Annotated in this window: 16 protein-coding genes (1 of these 16 cut by a window edge); 7 read left to right on the forward strand and 9 right to left on the reverse strand. The window is 36.4% G+C overall.

Annotation, left to right across the window (positions count from 1 at the left end; genetic code table 11):
* The 3 genes from BR87_RS05470 to yugI all read right to left on the reverse strand — a co-directional run.
* Window positions 1-94 carry the start of a glucose-6-phosphate isomerase gene (locus BR87_RS05470; RefSeq protein WP_035029599.1) on the reverse strand. The gene continues 1,253 nt to the left of window position 1, outside the view, so only the first 94 of its 1,347 coding nucleotides appear in the window; the start codon lies at window positions 92-94; its stop codon lies beyond the left edge, outside the window.
* 136 nt (window positions 95-230) lie between these two features.
* Window positions 231-611: a hypothetical protein gene (locus tag BR87_RS05475; RefSeq protein ID WP_035029601.1), complete on the reverse strand. Its 381-nt coding sequence runs from the start codon at window positions 609-611 to the stop codon at window positions 231-233.
* Window positions 612-688: 77 nt separating this feature from the next.
* Entirely contained in the window at window positions 689-1,066 is a 378-nt protein-coding gene (yugI, locus tag BR87_RS05480; protein ID WP_035029604.1) for a S1 domain-containing post-transcriptional regulator GSP13, read from the reverse strand.
* A gap of 223 nt (window positions 1,067-1,289) precedes the next feature.
* Here yugI and BR87_RS05485 point away from each other — a divergent pair, with 223 nt between their 5' ends.
* On the forward strand, window positions 1,290-2,465 hold the full coding sequence (locus BR87_RS05485; protein ID WP_035029607.1) for a MalY/PatB family protein: 1,176 nt from the start codon (window positions 1,290-1,292) through the stop codon (window positions 2,463-2,465).
* Between the two features lie 49 nt (window positions 2,466-2,514).
* Here BR87_RS05485 and BR87_RS05490 read toward each other — a convergent pair whose 3' ends face one another.
* A complete protein-coding gene (locus tag BR87_RS05490) occupies window positions 2,515-3,375 on the reverse strand; it encodes an ROK family protein (protein ID WP_035029610.1) in 861 nt (286 codons plus the stop codon).
* A gap of 240 nt (window positions 3,376-3,615) precedes the next feature.
* Window positions 3,616-4,206, reverse strand: coding sequence for a peptidylprolyl isomerase (locus tag BR87_RS05495; RefSeq protein WP_035029613.1), 591 nt, complete (start codon window positions 4,204-4,206; stop codon window positions 3,616-3,618).
* Between the two features lie 202 nt (window positions 4,207-4,408).
* Here BR87_RS05495 and BR87_RS05500 point away from each other — a divergent pair, with 202 nt between their 5' ends.
* From BR87_RS05500 to BR87_RS05515, 4 genes are all read left to right on the forward strand, one after another.
* Entirely contained in the window at window positions 4,409-4,909 is a 501-nt protein-coding gene (locus BR87_RS05500) for a divergent PAP2 family protein (RefSeq protein WP_035029616.1), read from the forward strand.
* Between the two features lie 218 nt (window positions 4,910-5,127).
* The gene (locus BR87_RS05505; RefSeq protein WP_051929909.1) at window positions 5,128-6,063 is read left to right on the forward strand and encodes an NAD(P)/FAD-dependent oxidoreductase; all 936 of its coding nucleotides are present in this window, start codon (window positions 5,128-5,130) and stop codon (window positions 6,061-6,063) included.
* A gap of 130 nt (window positions 6,064-6,193) precedes the next feature.
* A complete protein-coding gene (locus tag BR87_RS05510; protein WP_035029623.1) occupies window positions 6,194-6,700 on the forward strand; it encodes a phosphatidylglycerophosphatase A family protein in 507 nt (168 codons plus the stop codon).
* A 93-nt stretch (window positions 6,701-6,793) separates the two neighbouring features.
* Window positions 6,794-7,234, forward strand: a complete 441-nt coding sequence (locus BR87_RS05515; RefSeq protein ID WP_035029626.1) for an Hsp20/alpha crystallin family protein — start codon at window positions 6,794-6,796, stop codon at window positions 7,232-7,234.
* Window positions 7,235-7,295: 61 nt separating this feature from the next.
* On the opposite strand, the gene BR87_RS05520 is transcribed toward BR87_RS05515, so the two are convergent.
* Genes BR87_RS05520 through BR87_RS05535 form a run of 4 tightly spaced genes read right to left on the reverse strand, consistent with a single transcriptional unit; the run spans window position 7,296 to window position 11,044 of the window.
* Window positions 7,296-7,931: a TIGR01906 family membrane protein gene (locus BR87_RS05520; protein ID WP_051929690.1), complete on the reverse strand. Its 636-nt coding sequence runs from the start codon at window positions 7,929-7,931 to the stop codon at window positions 7,296-7,298.
* Window positions 7,931-8,695 carry a TIGR01457 family HAD-type hydrolase gene (locus tag BR87_RS05525; RefSeq protein ID WP_035029628.1) on the reverse strand — a complete coding sequence of 255 codons (765 nt, stop codon included), beginning with the start codon at window positions 8,693-8,695 and terminating at the stop codon, window positions 7,931-7,933. The genes BR87_RS05520 and BR87_RS05525 overlap by 1 nt, the downstream gene beginning before the upstream one ends.
* Window positions 8,696-8,713: 18 nt before the next feature.
* A complete protein-coding gene (locus tag BR87_RS13600) occupies window positions 8,714-9,628 on the reverse strand; it encodes a YutD family protein (protein WP_051929692.1) in 915 nt (304 codons plus the stop codon).
* 18 nt (window positions 9,629-9,646) lie between these two features.
* Complete coding sequence (locus BR87_RS05535) at window positions 9,647-11,044, reverse strand: bifunctional metallophosphatase/5'-nucleotidase (RefSeq protein WP_035029630.1); 1,398 nt, start codon at window positions 11,042-11,044, stop codon at window positions 9,647-9,649.
* A 736-nt stretch (window positions 11,045-11,780) separates the two neighbouring features.
* Between BR87_RS05535 and BR87_RS05540 the strand changes: the two genes are divergently transcribed.
* Window positions 11,781-12,515, forward strand: a complete 735-nt coding sequence (locus BR87_RS05540; protein ID WP_280512195.1) for an amino acid ABC transporter ATP-binding protein — start codon at window positions 11,781-11,783, stop codon at window positions 12,513-12,515.
* A gap of 31 nt (window positions 12,516-12,546) precedes the next feature.
* Window positions 12,547-13,338 carry a transporter substrate-binding domain-containing protein gene (locus tag BR87_RS05545; RefSeq protein WP_404813353.1) on the forward strand — a complete coding sequence of 264 codons (792 nt, stop codon included), beginning with the start codon at window positions 12,547-12,549 and terminating at the stop codon, window positions 13,336-13,338.
* Window positions 13,339-13,397 lie beyond the last annotated feature (59 nt).

Here is a 13,397-nt window from a genome sequence, read left to right on the forward strand (position 1 = left end):
CATTAGCAGTTGTTACTTGCTGTTGCATGTTTGAAATTTCATGTGGTTGAATAAATTTTTCGATTTTTGAATAATCAAATTTAATATGTCCCATTTAAATCACTCCATTATCTTGTATTTGTGAATCAAGGTGCAACGCTGTCATTCATTCTTAACTTTAGTAGTTTTAGAAGAAAAAAGCAAGAAAAAACAGCATTTCTACTAAGAAATACTGTTAAGAAATAGTTAAATTAAAATTGCGGAACCCCGGATATTTTCCAATTTTCTAGAGTTTCTGTCAAGATGCTTGATTGTTGCCAAGATAATTGGGAAAAGTTATTCTTTAATATCTCATTGGTTTGAATACTGGCATCAGCTAATTCAAATACAAAAAGCGGGATACGGTTTCCTTCAACTATAGCATTGGTTAATTCAAAAAGATTTAAATTTTGGATATCGATTGCCAGGGTACTCTTTAGCTCTTCTAAAATACAAGCTAAACCAGTTTGTTTACTCAGAATCTGGGTGGACGGAAACGAAAATTTTTCGCCTTCTTTTTTTACTAAAAACACATATTTTCCTTCTATGTTATGGGTCATAATTGTTCCGGCTACCCATTGTTTTTCTGTCATTTCAAGCACCTCACACTTAAATTTTTAAGTAATCACACAGTAAACTTCTCTAGGTATTTAAAACAGCGGCTATATTTCTAATTCACTTGCCTTTTTTCATCTGCTTTTGCTTCTTCGATCCATTGGGGCATTAAATCACGAATTGTTTTGAATCCATCCTGATTCAATTTTTCTTGACGGTGTCTTCTTTTCTTAGAGTGATAATGAAAGTGGCTTTGGTCTTCTAAAGCTCTCAATGATAAGCTGATTTTTTTGGTATACTCATCAATATCCAAAATCATCACATCCATCTCATCGCCAACAGCTAGAACTTCATTTAGATTTTTTACATATCCATGCTTGCATTCGGAAATATGGATTAATCCTTGTGTTTCTTTGTCTAATGCAACAAATGCACCATAAGGTTGGATACCAGTTACTTTACCTTTAACAATCATACCGATTTTATAATCCATTTTCTCACCTCGTTCATTTTTACGCTGTAATAGTACTTTTAACACTGCAATGCAATTGTATCACAACAATAAAAGTTATGAAAATAGTATTCGCTTTCAAAAACGGGTCAAATTTTATTTTTTGTTTTAGCTAGCTGCTACTAGATTTGGAAACGTTCCCTAGTTAACGTATAATAGAGGTAATGATTCGTTGTATTTTTTACTATAAAAAGGATGTGATTAAATGGAAAGTAAGTTTGATGAAATTATTGACCGTACTAATCAATTGGATATTAAATGGGGGCAGTCAGAAAAAGTATTTGGTTCAATAGATGTTCTTCCCATGTGGATCGCGGATATGGATTTCGCGAGTCCAAAGCCGGTTCTCGATGCCTTAAAATCTTTACTTGATTCTCGTATTTTAGGATATACCGCTCCTCCTGATACACTTTACCAAGCTATTATCGATTGGCAAAAAGAACGTCATCACATGGAACTGACAAAAGAAGCGATTCTCTTTTCGCCAGGAGTCGTGCCAAGTATTGCCTTGATCATTCAAACATTTACGAAAGAAAATGAAGCGATTATGATTCATGATCCTGTCTATACACCCTTTTCAAATATGATTACATTAAACCATCGCCGTTGTGTGCGCTCTACTTTAATTGTAGAACAAAATCAGTTTAAAATGGATTTCATCGAAATGGAAAAACAAATGGTCGAGCAGCAGGTTAAACTATTTATTCTATGTAATCCGCAAAATCCAGGCGGACGTGTCTGGTCAAAAGAAGAGCTCATTCAATTGGCTGAGCTTTGTAAAAAACACCAGATCCTAATCATCAGCGACGAAATCCATGGTGATCTGATTTTTCAACCTTATCAGCTTGCTTCATTAGTAACACTGGATGTGTCTTACCAAGAGTTTGTGATTACACTCTCAGCTGCTACTAAAACATTTAATTTAGCTGGAATTAAAACTTCAATGATTTACGTACAAAATAAATTTCTAGCTGATCAACTAAAATTAGCGCAAGCTAAAATGGAACAAAGCAATTTAACGACATTTGGTTATATCGGAACAGAAACAGCTTTGACTAAATGCGGTCCTTGGCTAACTGATTTATTACAGTACCTTAGTGAAAATCTAGAAATAATTTGTGCATTTTTTGATAAAGAATTACCAGACGTATCTTATATGAAACCGCAAGGCACTTATTTATTCTGGTTTGATTGCTCTAGTTTAAATATGACTGATGCTGAATTAGCAGCACATTTTGCTACAGTAGGAAAAATAGGACTAAATGCAGGAGCAGCTTATGGTCCAGCTGGTTCACATTATATGCGGTTAAACTTTGCAGCATCAAAAAGCCTTATAATTGAAGGTTTAAATCGAATCAAATTGGCCTTTGAGAACCAATAAAGTTATTAAAAAAGGAGAACAGGAATAAAAATCCTGTTCTCTCTTTTTTTTAAGCGATTTGTTCTGCAGCTAACAATAAGCAGCCGGTAATACCCGCATTGTCTCCCAATGCCGGAGGAACAATATATTCTTCCAATGGCGGCAACTGTACATATCCATTCATCAGTTTTTCAAATTCCTGACGAACTAGTTGGAAAAGCTGTGTCTGTTTCATGACACCGCCACCTAAAACAATTCTTTCTGGACTTAACACTAATGTATAATTCATTAAAGCTTGTGCTAAGTAGTAAGCTTCCATTTCCCAAACAGCCGATTCATCAGCTAATTCATGGCCCTTTTTGCCATACCGTTGTTCAATGGCTGGCCCAGCAGCGATTCCTTCTAAGCAGTCTCCGTGATAAGGACAGAATCCGCCAAATGTTTCATCAGGATGTAACCGGACCATCATATGTCCCATTTCTGGATGACCGTAACCTTCTAATAATTTTCCATTTATTACTGCTCCGCCGCCGATACCCGTTCCGACCGTTAAGTAAACACAACTTGACAATCCTAGCGCTGCGCCTCTTTTCAATTCACCAAGAGCTGCTGCGTTAACATCTGTTGTCCAACCTACCGGAATAGCATACCGGTTTTTTATTGCTCCTAAAAAGTCGTAATTTTTCCAAGCCGTTTTCGGCGTAGAAGTAACGTATCCATATGTAGCTGAAGAAGTATTGACATCAATTGGACCAAATGATCCTATTCCAATAGCATCTAGATCATAAGAATCAAAAAATGAAAAAACTTGATTCAGTGTTTCTTCAGGTGTCGTCGTTGGTATACTGACCTTTTCTTTTAATTCGCCTTGTTCATCACTTACTGCACATACAAATTTTGTACCACCTGCTTCAATTGCACCATATATCATTTTTGCACAATCCTTTCCATCATCATTTTCCTCTATATTGTAGCACAAACTAACAGATGTGAGGGCGTTTTCAATTAAATAATAAAGAAAAAATAATCAAGCTTGTATTGGCACTCGCAAAAACAGGGGTTACTGTGGAATAGGAAACCAACGCTAAACAGTGATGGCAGAGTATTTATCCCTTCCTACTTTATAAAAAACCTCTCTGCTATTTTTATGCAGAGAGGTTTTGGTAACATACTAAGCTACTTCAATTGTTTCAATTACAACATCATGAACTGGTTTGTCTTGAGCGCCACGTTGTACATTTTGGATTGTGTTTACCACGTCCATACCTTCGATAACTTGTCCAAAAACAGTATGTTTAAAGTCTAACCATGGTGTACCGCCATTTTCTTTATACGCTTCAATAACTTCAACAGGATATCCTGCTGCTTCCAATTGGTTTACCATATTGGCTGGTGTTGTTGAAGCCGTTACGATAAAGAATTGACTGCCGTTTGTACCAGGACCGGCATTAGCCATTGAAAGGGCTCCGTTGATGTTGAAGACTTCATTTGAAAATTCATCTTCAAATTCTTGTCCCCATAAACTTTCTCCACCCATACCAGTACCTGTTGGATCGCCACCTTGAATCATAAATTCAGGAATAACACGGTGAAAAATAACTCCGTTGTAATATCCTTTTTCAGCCAATCCTAAAAAGTTTTCGACTGTTTTGGGCGCAACACTAGGGAAAAGTTTAACTTTGATTTCTCCCATATTTGTTTTTATTGTTGCTACTTTCTCGTCTTCAGCTACTTCTGTTGACAATTGCTTAAATTGAGTCATTTTAAAACCCTCCTAATTTTTACTTACTTTACAATCATACTCAACTCTTGCTCAATTTACCATTGATTTTATTTATTTTTTCAACTTGACCGTTTCTTTTCTCGTTTATTTTTACTGTCGGAGAAACATTTTTATCAAGCTTGCATTCTTTTCATGGTATGATAGAAAATAAACAGCTTATTTTTTTAAAAGGTGGTACGTTATGGCAATTTTATCGAATTTTCCGCTTGTTGCTGCATTAACAGCTATTATTTTTGCTCAATTTATTAAAGTTCCTATTGCGCTGCTCTTGCAAAGAAAAACCACATGGGCATTGGCAACTTCCACAGGCGGTATGCCGAGTTCTCATTCTGCTGCGGTTTCTGCGCTCATCACTGCCTTATCTTTACAAGAAGGAGTACGTTCCCCTTTAGTGGCTATCGCTAGTACATTTGGGGTGATTGTAATGTTTGATTCGATGGGGGTCCGCAGACAAAGCGGTGAACAAGGGATTCTTCTAAACCATTTGGTCATTGATTTTCAAGATTTGCGTAATAAGGTTCTCAAGTTACAACACGAACCAAGTAATTTCACAGCTGAAGAAAAAGAACGCCATTTAAAAGAATACTTGGGACATAAACCCATTGAAGTCTTTTTTGGTATCTTAACGGGTATCGGAGTTGCTTTTGCAGTTCGTGAATTATTGTCTATTTTTGGTTTTTAAATGGCTGCTTTATTTTACGGTGCCCTTTCCCCTTCCATGAACGTATTGTGGAAGGTAAAAGGGCATTTTTAGTTAATGAGCAATCTATGAAGTTCTTTTGTTTTTGTGCTATACTGAAAAACGCTTTGAGGAACAGACTTGTTATATATGGAGGAATTACTTTGAAACCAACGAATGAAGTATTTGACATCACTATTATTGGTGGCGGTCCTACGGGGATGTTTGCTGCTTTTTACGGCGGTATGCGTAATGCAAAAGTCAAGATCATTGAAAGTTTACCACAACTCGGTGGACAGTTATCTATGCTGTATCCTGAAAAAGACATATTTGATATTGCTGCTATGCCGGTAGTTGGTGCTCAAGAGCTGATTGATAATTTATCAGTTCAGATGTCACGGTTTGAACAAACAATTTGTCTGGAAGAAGAAGTTGTGGATGTGCATAAGAATGCTGAAGGGATTTTTGAACTAAAATCCAAGAAAGCAACGCACTATTCAAAAGCTGTTATTATTACCGCTGGAAATGGCGCTTTTCAACCTAGACGATTAGAAATCGAACATGCTGAACAATATGAAGGCAAAACATTACATTATTATGTTAACAATATCGAACGATTCAAAGACCGGACAGTCGCGATTTGCGGCGGCGGTGATTCAGCAGTAGACTGGGCGCTAACATTAGAACCGATTGCAAAAAAAGTTTACCTGATTCATCGTCGCACTAAATTCAGAGCTTTAGAACATTCTGTTTCCTTGTTAATGGAATCGGGTGTAGAAATAAAAACGCCTTTTGTTCCAGAAGCCATTGACGGCAAAGAACATGTTCTAGAACACGTTACCCTAAAAAAAGTGCGCGGGGATAAAACAGAAACTTTGGAAATCGATGATTTTTTAGTAAATTATGGTTTCAGCTCTTCCATTGGTCCAATGAAAAATTGGGGATTCGATGTCACTCGTAATGAAATCGTCGTAAATACTAAGATGGAAACTTCCATTCCCGGTATTTATGCGGCTGGAGATATTTGTACGTATGAAGGAAAAATCAAATTAATTGCCACAGGTTTTGGCGAAGCCCCAACTGCTATCAATAATGCTATGAGCTATATCAACCCCGATGAGCGCGTACAACCCATGCACAGTACCAGCTTATTCTAAATAGTTATTTATCGCGCGTCTGTTTTTCCTGTTGATCAGGTCAAACAGGCGCTTTTTTTAAGGGTTATCTGCCGACTAAATCAGTAAATTGAGGTATACTGGACTTACTTAACTAGGAGGTATGCATATTATGGTAAAGTCAAGTAATGAGTTACATCAAAAAGCACTCGAATTGTTAGACAAACGCGGTGTAAAATTAACCGATATTGCTGAGCTGGTCCTTTTTTTACAAACTCCGTATATCAAAGATTTAACAGTGGATGAATGTTTAGCGAATGTTGAAGCAGTCTTATTAAAACGCGAAGTGCAAAATACTATTTTAACAGGCGTTCAGCTGGATATATTAGCAGAGCAGAATGCATTAATGAATCCACTGCAAGATATTATTACAGACGATGAAGGTCTTTATGGAATTGACGAAATTCTGGCTCTTTCGATTGTAAACGTCTATGGTTCAATCGGTTTTACGAATTACGGCTACATCGACAAAATCAAACCAGGAATTCTAGCTAAACTTAATAGTCATGAAGGCGATGAAGTGCATACTTTTATGGACGATATCGTTGGTGCAATTGCCGCTGCAGCAGCCAGTCGCTTAGCGCATGCTAACCCATCACAAAGTGAACTGGTTAAATAAGTTGCACCATTAATGACGGCTGTTTTATTTGGCTTTTTTGATTAAAGAAGTATACTAGACTTGTAAGAAAAAATGATAAAGGAGAGAGCAACCATGCCACATGATTTACAAAAAAAAGGTAACTTTCCGGATTTCTCTGATTTCTTTCCAAGTTTATTTGACGACAACTCTTTTTGGGATAGAGCTTCCCTATCAAACACAAAAAACAATTTCAAAGCCGATGTGCACGAAACAGAAAAAGAATATGAAGTGAAAGTCGATCTTCCCGGATTTGATAAAGAGAACATTTCAATTGAATTTGACCACGATGTTTTAACCATTCATGCTAAACGCCAATCAGAAACAAGTGAAAAAAATGATGAAGGCCAATATATTAAGCAAGAACGTTCTTATGGCAGTATGACACGTCAATTTTATCTTAAAAATGCAGATGAAGAAAACAGCAAAGCAAATTACAAAGATGGCGTACTCACTTTAACGATGCCAAAACTTTCTTCTGAAGACAACAAGAAAAAACAAATTACTATCGAATAATACCAACAAATTAAAAAAGCCTGAAACCTTTTCTCTTAACAGGAAAAAGGCTTCAGGCTTTTTATTCTTTTTTAAAAGCTATACGTTTAGTAAAAAAGTAACCCGCGATAATCGTTACTTCAATTAACGCAAAAGCCAATATAAAACAATGCATAAAAAATGATTCCGGCAAAGCCAAGATTACAGGGTCCGTTGACGGATTAAACATCCAAGCATCATTGTTAAAAAAGACTTCATGAAAAGTAATAAATAACTGGTCGAAGTTTAAAGCAATCAAGATCAACACAACAAAAGGAATGAGCATGCCCCATTGAAAAGGCCTAATCAATTTCCAGACTAAACGCTGCCGTTTCATAAAGAACACATAAAAAATAGTGCTGATCGTCGTGACTGCTGCAACTGCATAATTAAATAAAAACAACTTTTTCACTTCATAAAAATGAAACAGCCCATCTTCTGAACTTGGAAAATCTGGCATGTGCAATTCTGTGATCCAGGGTTTATTTAAATAATCGAGTAAAATATGGTAGTTTTCTAACAGCACTGTTTTACTGATTCCCAACTTTTCGGGGATAGAAAAGTAATCAAGATCAAAGGCATATAAAGGAACAAAGTTGATTGTAATGGCAATGGCTACAGTTAAGATACATAAAAAAAGACATGCGATACCAAAAAAGTGAATGAACTTTACTTTCATCACACAATCCACTCATCTAAAGAAGAAATTTGATGAGTCGGTTGTTCCATCCCAGCAGTAAGATCATCCCGCTTAGTAAAACCTGTATAGACTAATAACGTATCTATTCCATTGTGGATACCAGCAAGAATATCTGTTTCATAATTGTCCCCTACCATCACTACTTCTTCTTTCTTCAATCCAATTGTCTTCAATGCCTCATTCATAATGATTGCTTCAGGCTTCCCAATAAAAGTAGGCTGAACTCGCGTAGCAGCTATCACCAATGCAGCTAATGAACCAGCTCCCGGAACCATTCCTTTTTCACTGGGCAGATTTGTATCTTTATTCGTAGCAATAAAACGTGCTCCTTTGTGAATAGCTAAAGTAGCTGTCTCAAAATCTTCATAAGTGGCTTTACGATCTAAAGCCACTGCTACAAAATCAGGGTTGAGTTTATCTTCGATAAATCCAGCATCGCTTAAAGCATGCTTTAATCCAGTTTCTCCAATAGCGAACACTTTGTTGCCTTGGTTTAATTCTTTCATATAAGTTGCTGTTGCCAATGAACCAGTATAGATAGTCTCTTCAGGGACATCAATTGAAAAATGGTTCCGTAAATTATCGGCCACTTCTTTTTGCGTTTTTGTTGTATTATTCGTGACAAATAGAAACGGGATCTGCTTATCTTGCAGCCGTTTAATAAAACGAGAAGCAGCTGGTATCGGTTTGCTTCCCAAATACATCGTTCCATCTAAATCAATTAAATATCCTTTATAATCCATGAGTGTTCTTCACAGCTCCTATTCGTTATTTTTTTTCGTTTCCACATCTTTACGGCGAATACTAAAGTGGCGTTTGCCCTTACTGTCTTGGACGGTCTTAAATGCAGCTTTTTCTTTCTCTGCAACTTTCGTTTCTTTTTGAACAGTTGCCGGAGTGACCTCTTTTTTAACAAAATCACGTTTTCCTTTTGTTCCAGTTGGCTTGCTTTTCTTTTTTTCTGTGACTGACTGTGAAGCAGCCGGTTGTTTTACTCGTTCTGACTTTTGGTTCGTAGGATTTTTTCCTTTTTGGTTTCTTCGTTTGCGAGCAGGCTTATCAGATTTTTCTGAAAATCCTCCTTTGTTTTTGCTTTTTTTCGTTTCCAAACGATGCAAAACAAAATAAGGACAGCCGAAATTACAGTATTCATATAAATAATCTTCCAAGTTATTGATTCTTTGGTCTTGAGGAACTTTTCGGTTTCGATTATCATAAAAACCTTTTAACCGTAATTGTTCAAAACCCCAATCTGCTACTACATAATCGTATTTATCTAAAATTTCACTGTATCTTTCACTTAATCGTTCAGCATCAAAAGCTTCTCTGTAGTCTTTAACGATTTCATATTTGGTGCCGTCGATCGTGATAGTAGTTGCATCTATTCGCTGTACTAATTGTTGTTCCGTCGGTTCTAAAGTCTCTTGTATCTCTAGACCCATAGATGAATGCGTTGCATGCTGATCTTTTTTCTCAGGATATTCTTTTTTTGTTAGGTTTCTAGTTGTTTGTTGGGATTCATTAACCGAGCTTCTCTTCGTTCTTTTTTGTTTGGTTGATTTATCCATTTTTTCGCTTGATTGATGTGAACTCTGTTTTTTGCTAGATGACGGTTTAGAGTCATTATGCTGTTTTTCTATATTTTGCTTAGTGGTCTGTTCTTTCTGTTCTGACATTTTTTTCACCTGCATTTTCTATTCTGATTTGTCTTCGCTTATTAAAGGATACGTTTTCCCTAAATGCTGGCCTAAAACATTGCGAATAAAGTAAGGGAATAACACTTCGTTCTCTCCTTTTATTTCAATGGTCGGAAAGAAAGGAATATACATAAAATGATCGACCGTTGCAAAGGTATACCTTTTTTCTTTAACGATCTGTTCTCCTAACCACTTTACTTCTCTGGTTTTTTTATCAAATTCAATTCCGTTATAACACAACTCGCCAAAAACTTGTCCTCTGAATCCCATGCCTTTTATAGGGAAATTACGTAAAAAGTCCCGATTTTTTTCCATTTCATACATGAGACGAATCATATTTTCACCGTCTAAAGTACAGCGCAGAATTCTCATTGGATGCGGCAATACTTGATGCAATTCATCATTGGTCACAATGCCTTCAATCAGCGGCTGCATAAATAATCCTGCATTTAAAATAGCTGCTTCTGTTTTAGCATAGTCTTTAACAGCTTCCAATCCGACTTCAACTAAAGTCGACTTTTTTTGCCAGCTGACTGAAAAATTACTAGGGATCACTGCAATTTCTTGTTCATTTAATAATTGGTGTCCCAATTGCTCATAGCCTTGAATCAATTCTTCTTCGTTTTCTACAGCAGGTAATTGCCTAGTTTCTACTACAGCTGCTTTTGCCGAGACCAAATGAGGTCCTTCAGTTTCTAAAACCACATGTCCAATATATTGACCGAACTTACCAGCTGCTGCTAGTAAAGTGTTTCGGACTTTCTCCCCTTCCGGCAATAAATGATGTGTATGCGAACCTAGAATGACTTTGATCAACGGATATTTTTCGGCAATTTTCCGATCCTCTATAATTCCTAGATGCGACAGCAAGATAACCGTGTCTACTAATGGGGACAGCAGCTCCAACATTTCCGGTATCACATCTTCCGGTTCTCTTACAAACCAGCCAATAGGTTCATAACTTGTCGGAAAAGGAGCGGTTAGACCAAACAGCCCAATCTTATGCCCTGTTTTTGTTTGCAAAATTTCGAATGGTTGAGACCATGCCGGATATTCTCCAGTTTTTTTATCTAATACATTGGATAACACGACTTTAAAATTAGCTTCATCGTATAAATGATTGAGTTCTGCTTTTGAACTGCCAATCCCTTCGTTATTGCCAATCGTTACCGCATCATAGTGTGCTTCATTTAATAACCGCACATTTGCTTGTCCATTAGTAGCTTCTGTCAAGGGATGAACGCGATCGCAAGCATCTCCAATATCAAAAGAAAAGTACGTTTCATCCATATCATTTATTCTTTTTTTCTCAGATTGAAGATAGGCAGAAATTCTAGGCCAATTTTCAAAATGTGAATGGATATCGTTGGTATGATAAATATGAATCTGATCCATAGAGTTTTACCTTCTCTTCCTAAAGTATAGATACTCTTAGTATAACAATATTCGCAGGATTTCGCTCGATTTTCAGCAAAAAAGTATTATTCTGTGCAATGAATTACCCACTTTCGTACAAAACCACTAAAACCTTCTGCTTTTGCATAGCTTATTTTGTAATCGTTCTCTAAAAAAATTAAAACTTTTTTATTTACAATCGATGTAGTTTAATGATAATCTTAGTGATAGTCAACAGACCTGATCAAATAGAAACGAACGATTTTTCCATTAATTTTTTTATTGTTTGTTTCAAATCATTCTTTTAAAGAAGAACCGACCGTAAATTTAAGTGCAATACAACGTTTCATTATTCTATTATCACTGCTAGTCCTCATTAAAGAGGTCAAGTTTTCTCTGTAGATCCTTTATATCAAATTACTTTCTTACACTAAAAGTCCGTACCCTTTAGTAACTATACAGTAACTTCCTTATAGCTATTCAGCTAAGCTGATGGCTCTTTTATTTTAAGAAAAGTAGGATAAAAATCCAGCTTTCTGTTAGACACTACCTGTGCAAAGTACAAGGTTATGTCGTTAAACAAAAATCGTTTAAACGAACGATTTTTATTTTTTGTATTTGTTTCTTCTTTCAATATCTGTCTCCCTATAAGGAAGCATATGGAATGTTTAAACCCAACATTTCATATACTTCCTCATTTACTTATCTTTATCAAAAAAAAGCAACTAAGGAGTGTATACAAATGATTGAATTTAAAAATGTTGAAAAGTATTATGGTGATTTTCATGCCTTAAAAAATATTAATCTTACTTTCAATAAAGGCGAAGTCGTTGTCGTAATTGGACCATCGGGTTCAGGAAAAAGCACTATGCTGCGCTGTATCAATGGTTTAGAAGAAATCAGTCAAGGCGACTTAACGATCAACGGAATCAATATCCATGATAAAAAAACGAACATTACCAAAGTCCGGAAAAATGTCGGAATGGTTTTCCAGCACTTTAACCTTTACCCGCACAAAACGGTTTTAGAAAATATTATGCTGGCTCCAACAAAAGTATTAAAACAAACAACCGAACAGGCACAAAAAAAAGCAGAGCTATTATTAGACAAAGTGAACATGTTGGATAAAAAAGATTCTTATCCTTCTCAACTATCAGGCGGTCAACAACAACGGATCGCGATTGCACGAGGATTAGCTATGGATCCAAGTGTGTTGCTTTTTGACGAACCGACTAGTGCTTTAGATCCGGAAACCATTGAAGATGTTTTAGATGTTATGAAAAAACTAGCTAAAGAAGGTATGACGATGATCGTCGTGACTCACGAAATGGGCTTTGCTCGTGAAGTAGCTGACCGCGTTGTTTTTATGGCTAATGGCGAAGTGTTAGAAGACCGAGAAGCGGTTGCTTTCTATGAAGATCCACAAGATCCTCGTGCCAAACAATTTTTAAGCAAAATTATCAATCATTAATGACTAGGAAGGTGATTAAATGGAAAAAACAATTAAACGATTTACTTTACTCTGTTTGATTTTTCCTTTGTTGCTGTTAGCGGCTTGTGGTTCAAAAAGTATTGCAGAAGTCGATATTACAGAACGTTTGAAAGATGACCCGACCATTACATGGGGAGTCAAGGTAGATACGAGTTTATTTGGACTTTATAATATTAAAACGAGCGAAATCGAAGGTTTTGATATTGATATCGCAAAAGCTTTAACAGAAGAGATTACAGGTGATGCTGCTAATGCAAAATTTGTTGAAGTTACTTCAAAGACTCGGATTCCTTTATTGAAAAATGGCAATATTGATGCCATTATTGCCACGATGACGATTAGTGAAGAACGTAAAAAACAAGTTGACTTTTCAGATGTTTACTTTGATGCGGGGCAAGCTTTACTAGTGCCGGGAAATAGCTCCATTCAAAGTGTCTCAGATTTATCTTCTGATACAACTGTCTTGGCTGTCAAAGGTTCAACTTCAGCTGCCAATATTCGGAAACACGCTCCAGACACTCATGTTTTAGAACTAGAGAATTATTCAGAAGCCTTTACAGCACTCCAATCCGGACAGGGAGATGCCATGACCACTGATAATGCGATTCTTTTAGGCATCATCGCTAACAACCCTGGTTACCGTTTAGCTGGCGGAAACTTTACAGATGAGCCGTATGGTATTGCCATCAATAAAGATCAAAACAAGTTTGTTGAAACGATTAATTCAGCTTTTAAGACCATTAAAGAAAATGGTGTATACGATGAAATCTATAACAAATGGATCCCAGAAATGGAAGAATAAAACGACGAGTATCCCTACAACTGGATTTGGTTGTTTAATTTAAACGAAAAAGCGAGGTG

The sequence above is a fragment of the Carnobacterium mobile DSM 4848 genome, from assembly GCF_000744825.1.
Lineage (GTDB): Bacteria > Bacillota > Bacilli > Lactobacillales > Carnobacteriaceae > Carnobacterium_A > Carnobacterium_A mobile.

Bases quoted from the DNA above. Each gene is read 5' to 3' on its own strand.
- BR87_RS05475 (WP_035029601.1), bottom strand. From the start codon at position 611: ATGACAGAAAAACAATGGGTAGCCGGAACAATTATGACCCATAACATA.
- yugI (WP_035029604.1), bottom strand. From the start codon at position 1,066: ATGGATTATAAAATCGGTATGATTGTTAAAGGTAAAGTAACTGGTATC.
- BR87_RS05485 (WP_035029607.1), top strand. From the start codon at position 1,290: ATGGAAAGTAAGTTTGATGAAATTATTGACCGTACTAATCAATTGGAT.
- BR87_RS05490 (WP_035029610.1), bottom strand. From the start codon at position 3,375: ATGATATATGGTGCAATTGAAGCAGGTGGTACAAAATTTGTATGTGCA.
- BR87_RS05495 (WP_035029613.1), bottom strand. From the start codon at position 4,206: ATGACTCAATTTAAGCAATTGTCAACAGAAGTAGCTGAAGACGAGAAA.
- BR87_RS05500 (WP_035029616.1), top strand. From the start codon at position 4,409: ATGGCAATTTTATCGAATTTTCCGCTTGTTGCTGCATTAACAGCTATT.
- BR87_RS05505 (WP_051929909.1), top strand. From the start codon at position 5,128: ATGTTTGCTGCTTTTTACGGCGGTATGCGTAATGCAAAAGTCAAGATC.
- BR87_RS05510 (WP_035029623.1), top strand. From the start codon at position 6,194: ATGGTAAAGTCAAGTAATGAGTTACATCAAAAAGCACTCGAATTGTTA.
- BR87_RS05515 (WP_035029626.1), top strand. From the start codon at position 6,794: ATGCCACATGATTTACAAAAAAAAGGTAACTTTCCGGATTTCTCTGAT.
- BR87_RS05520 (WP_051929690.1), bottom strand. From the start codon at position 7,931: ATGAAAGTAAAGTTCATTCACTTTTTTGGTATCGCATGTCTTTTTTTA.
- BR87_RS05525 (WP_035029628.1), bottom strand. From the start codon at position 8,695: ATGGATTATAAAGGATATTTAATTGATTTAGATGGAACGATGTATTTG.
- BR87_RS13600 (WP_051929692.1), bottom strand. From the start codon at position 9,628: ATGTCAGAACAGAAAGAACAGACCACTAAGCAAAATATAGAAAAACAG.
- BR87_RS05535 (WP_035029630.1), bottom strand. From the start codon at position 11,044: ATGGATCAGATTCATATTTATCATACCAACGATATCCATTCACATTTT.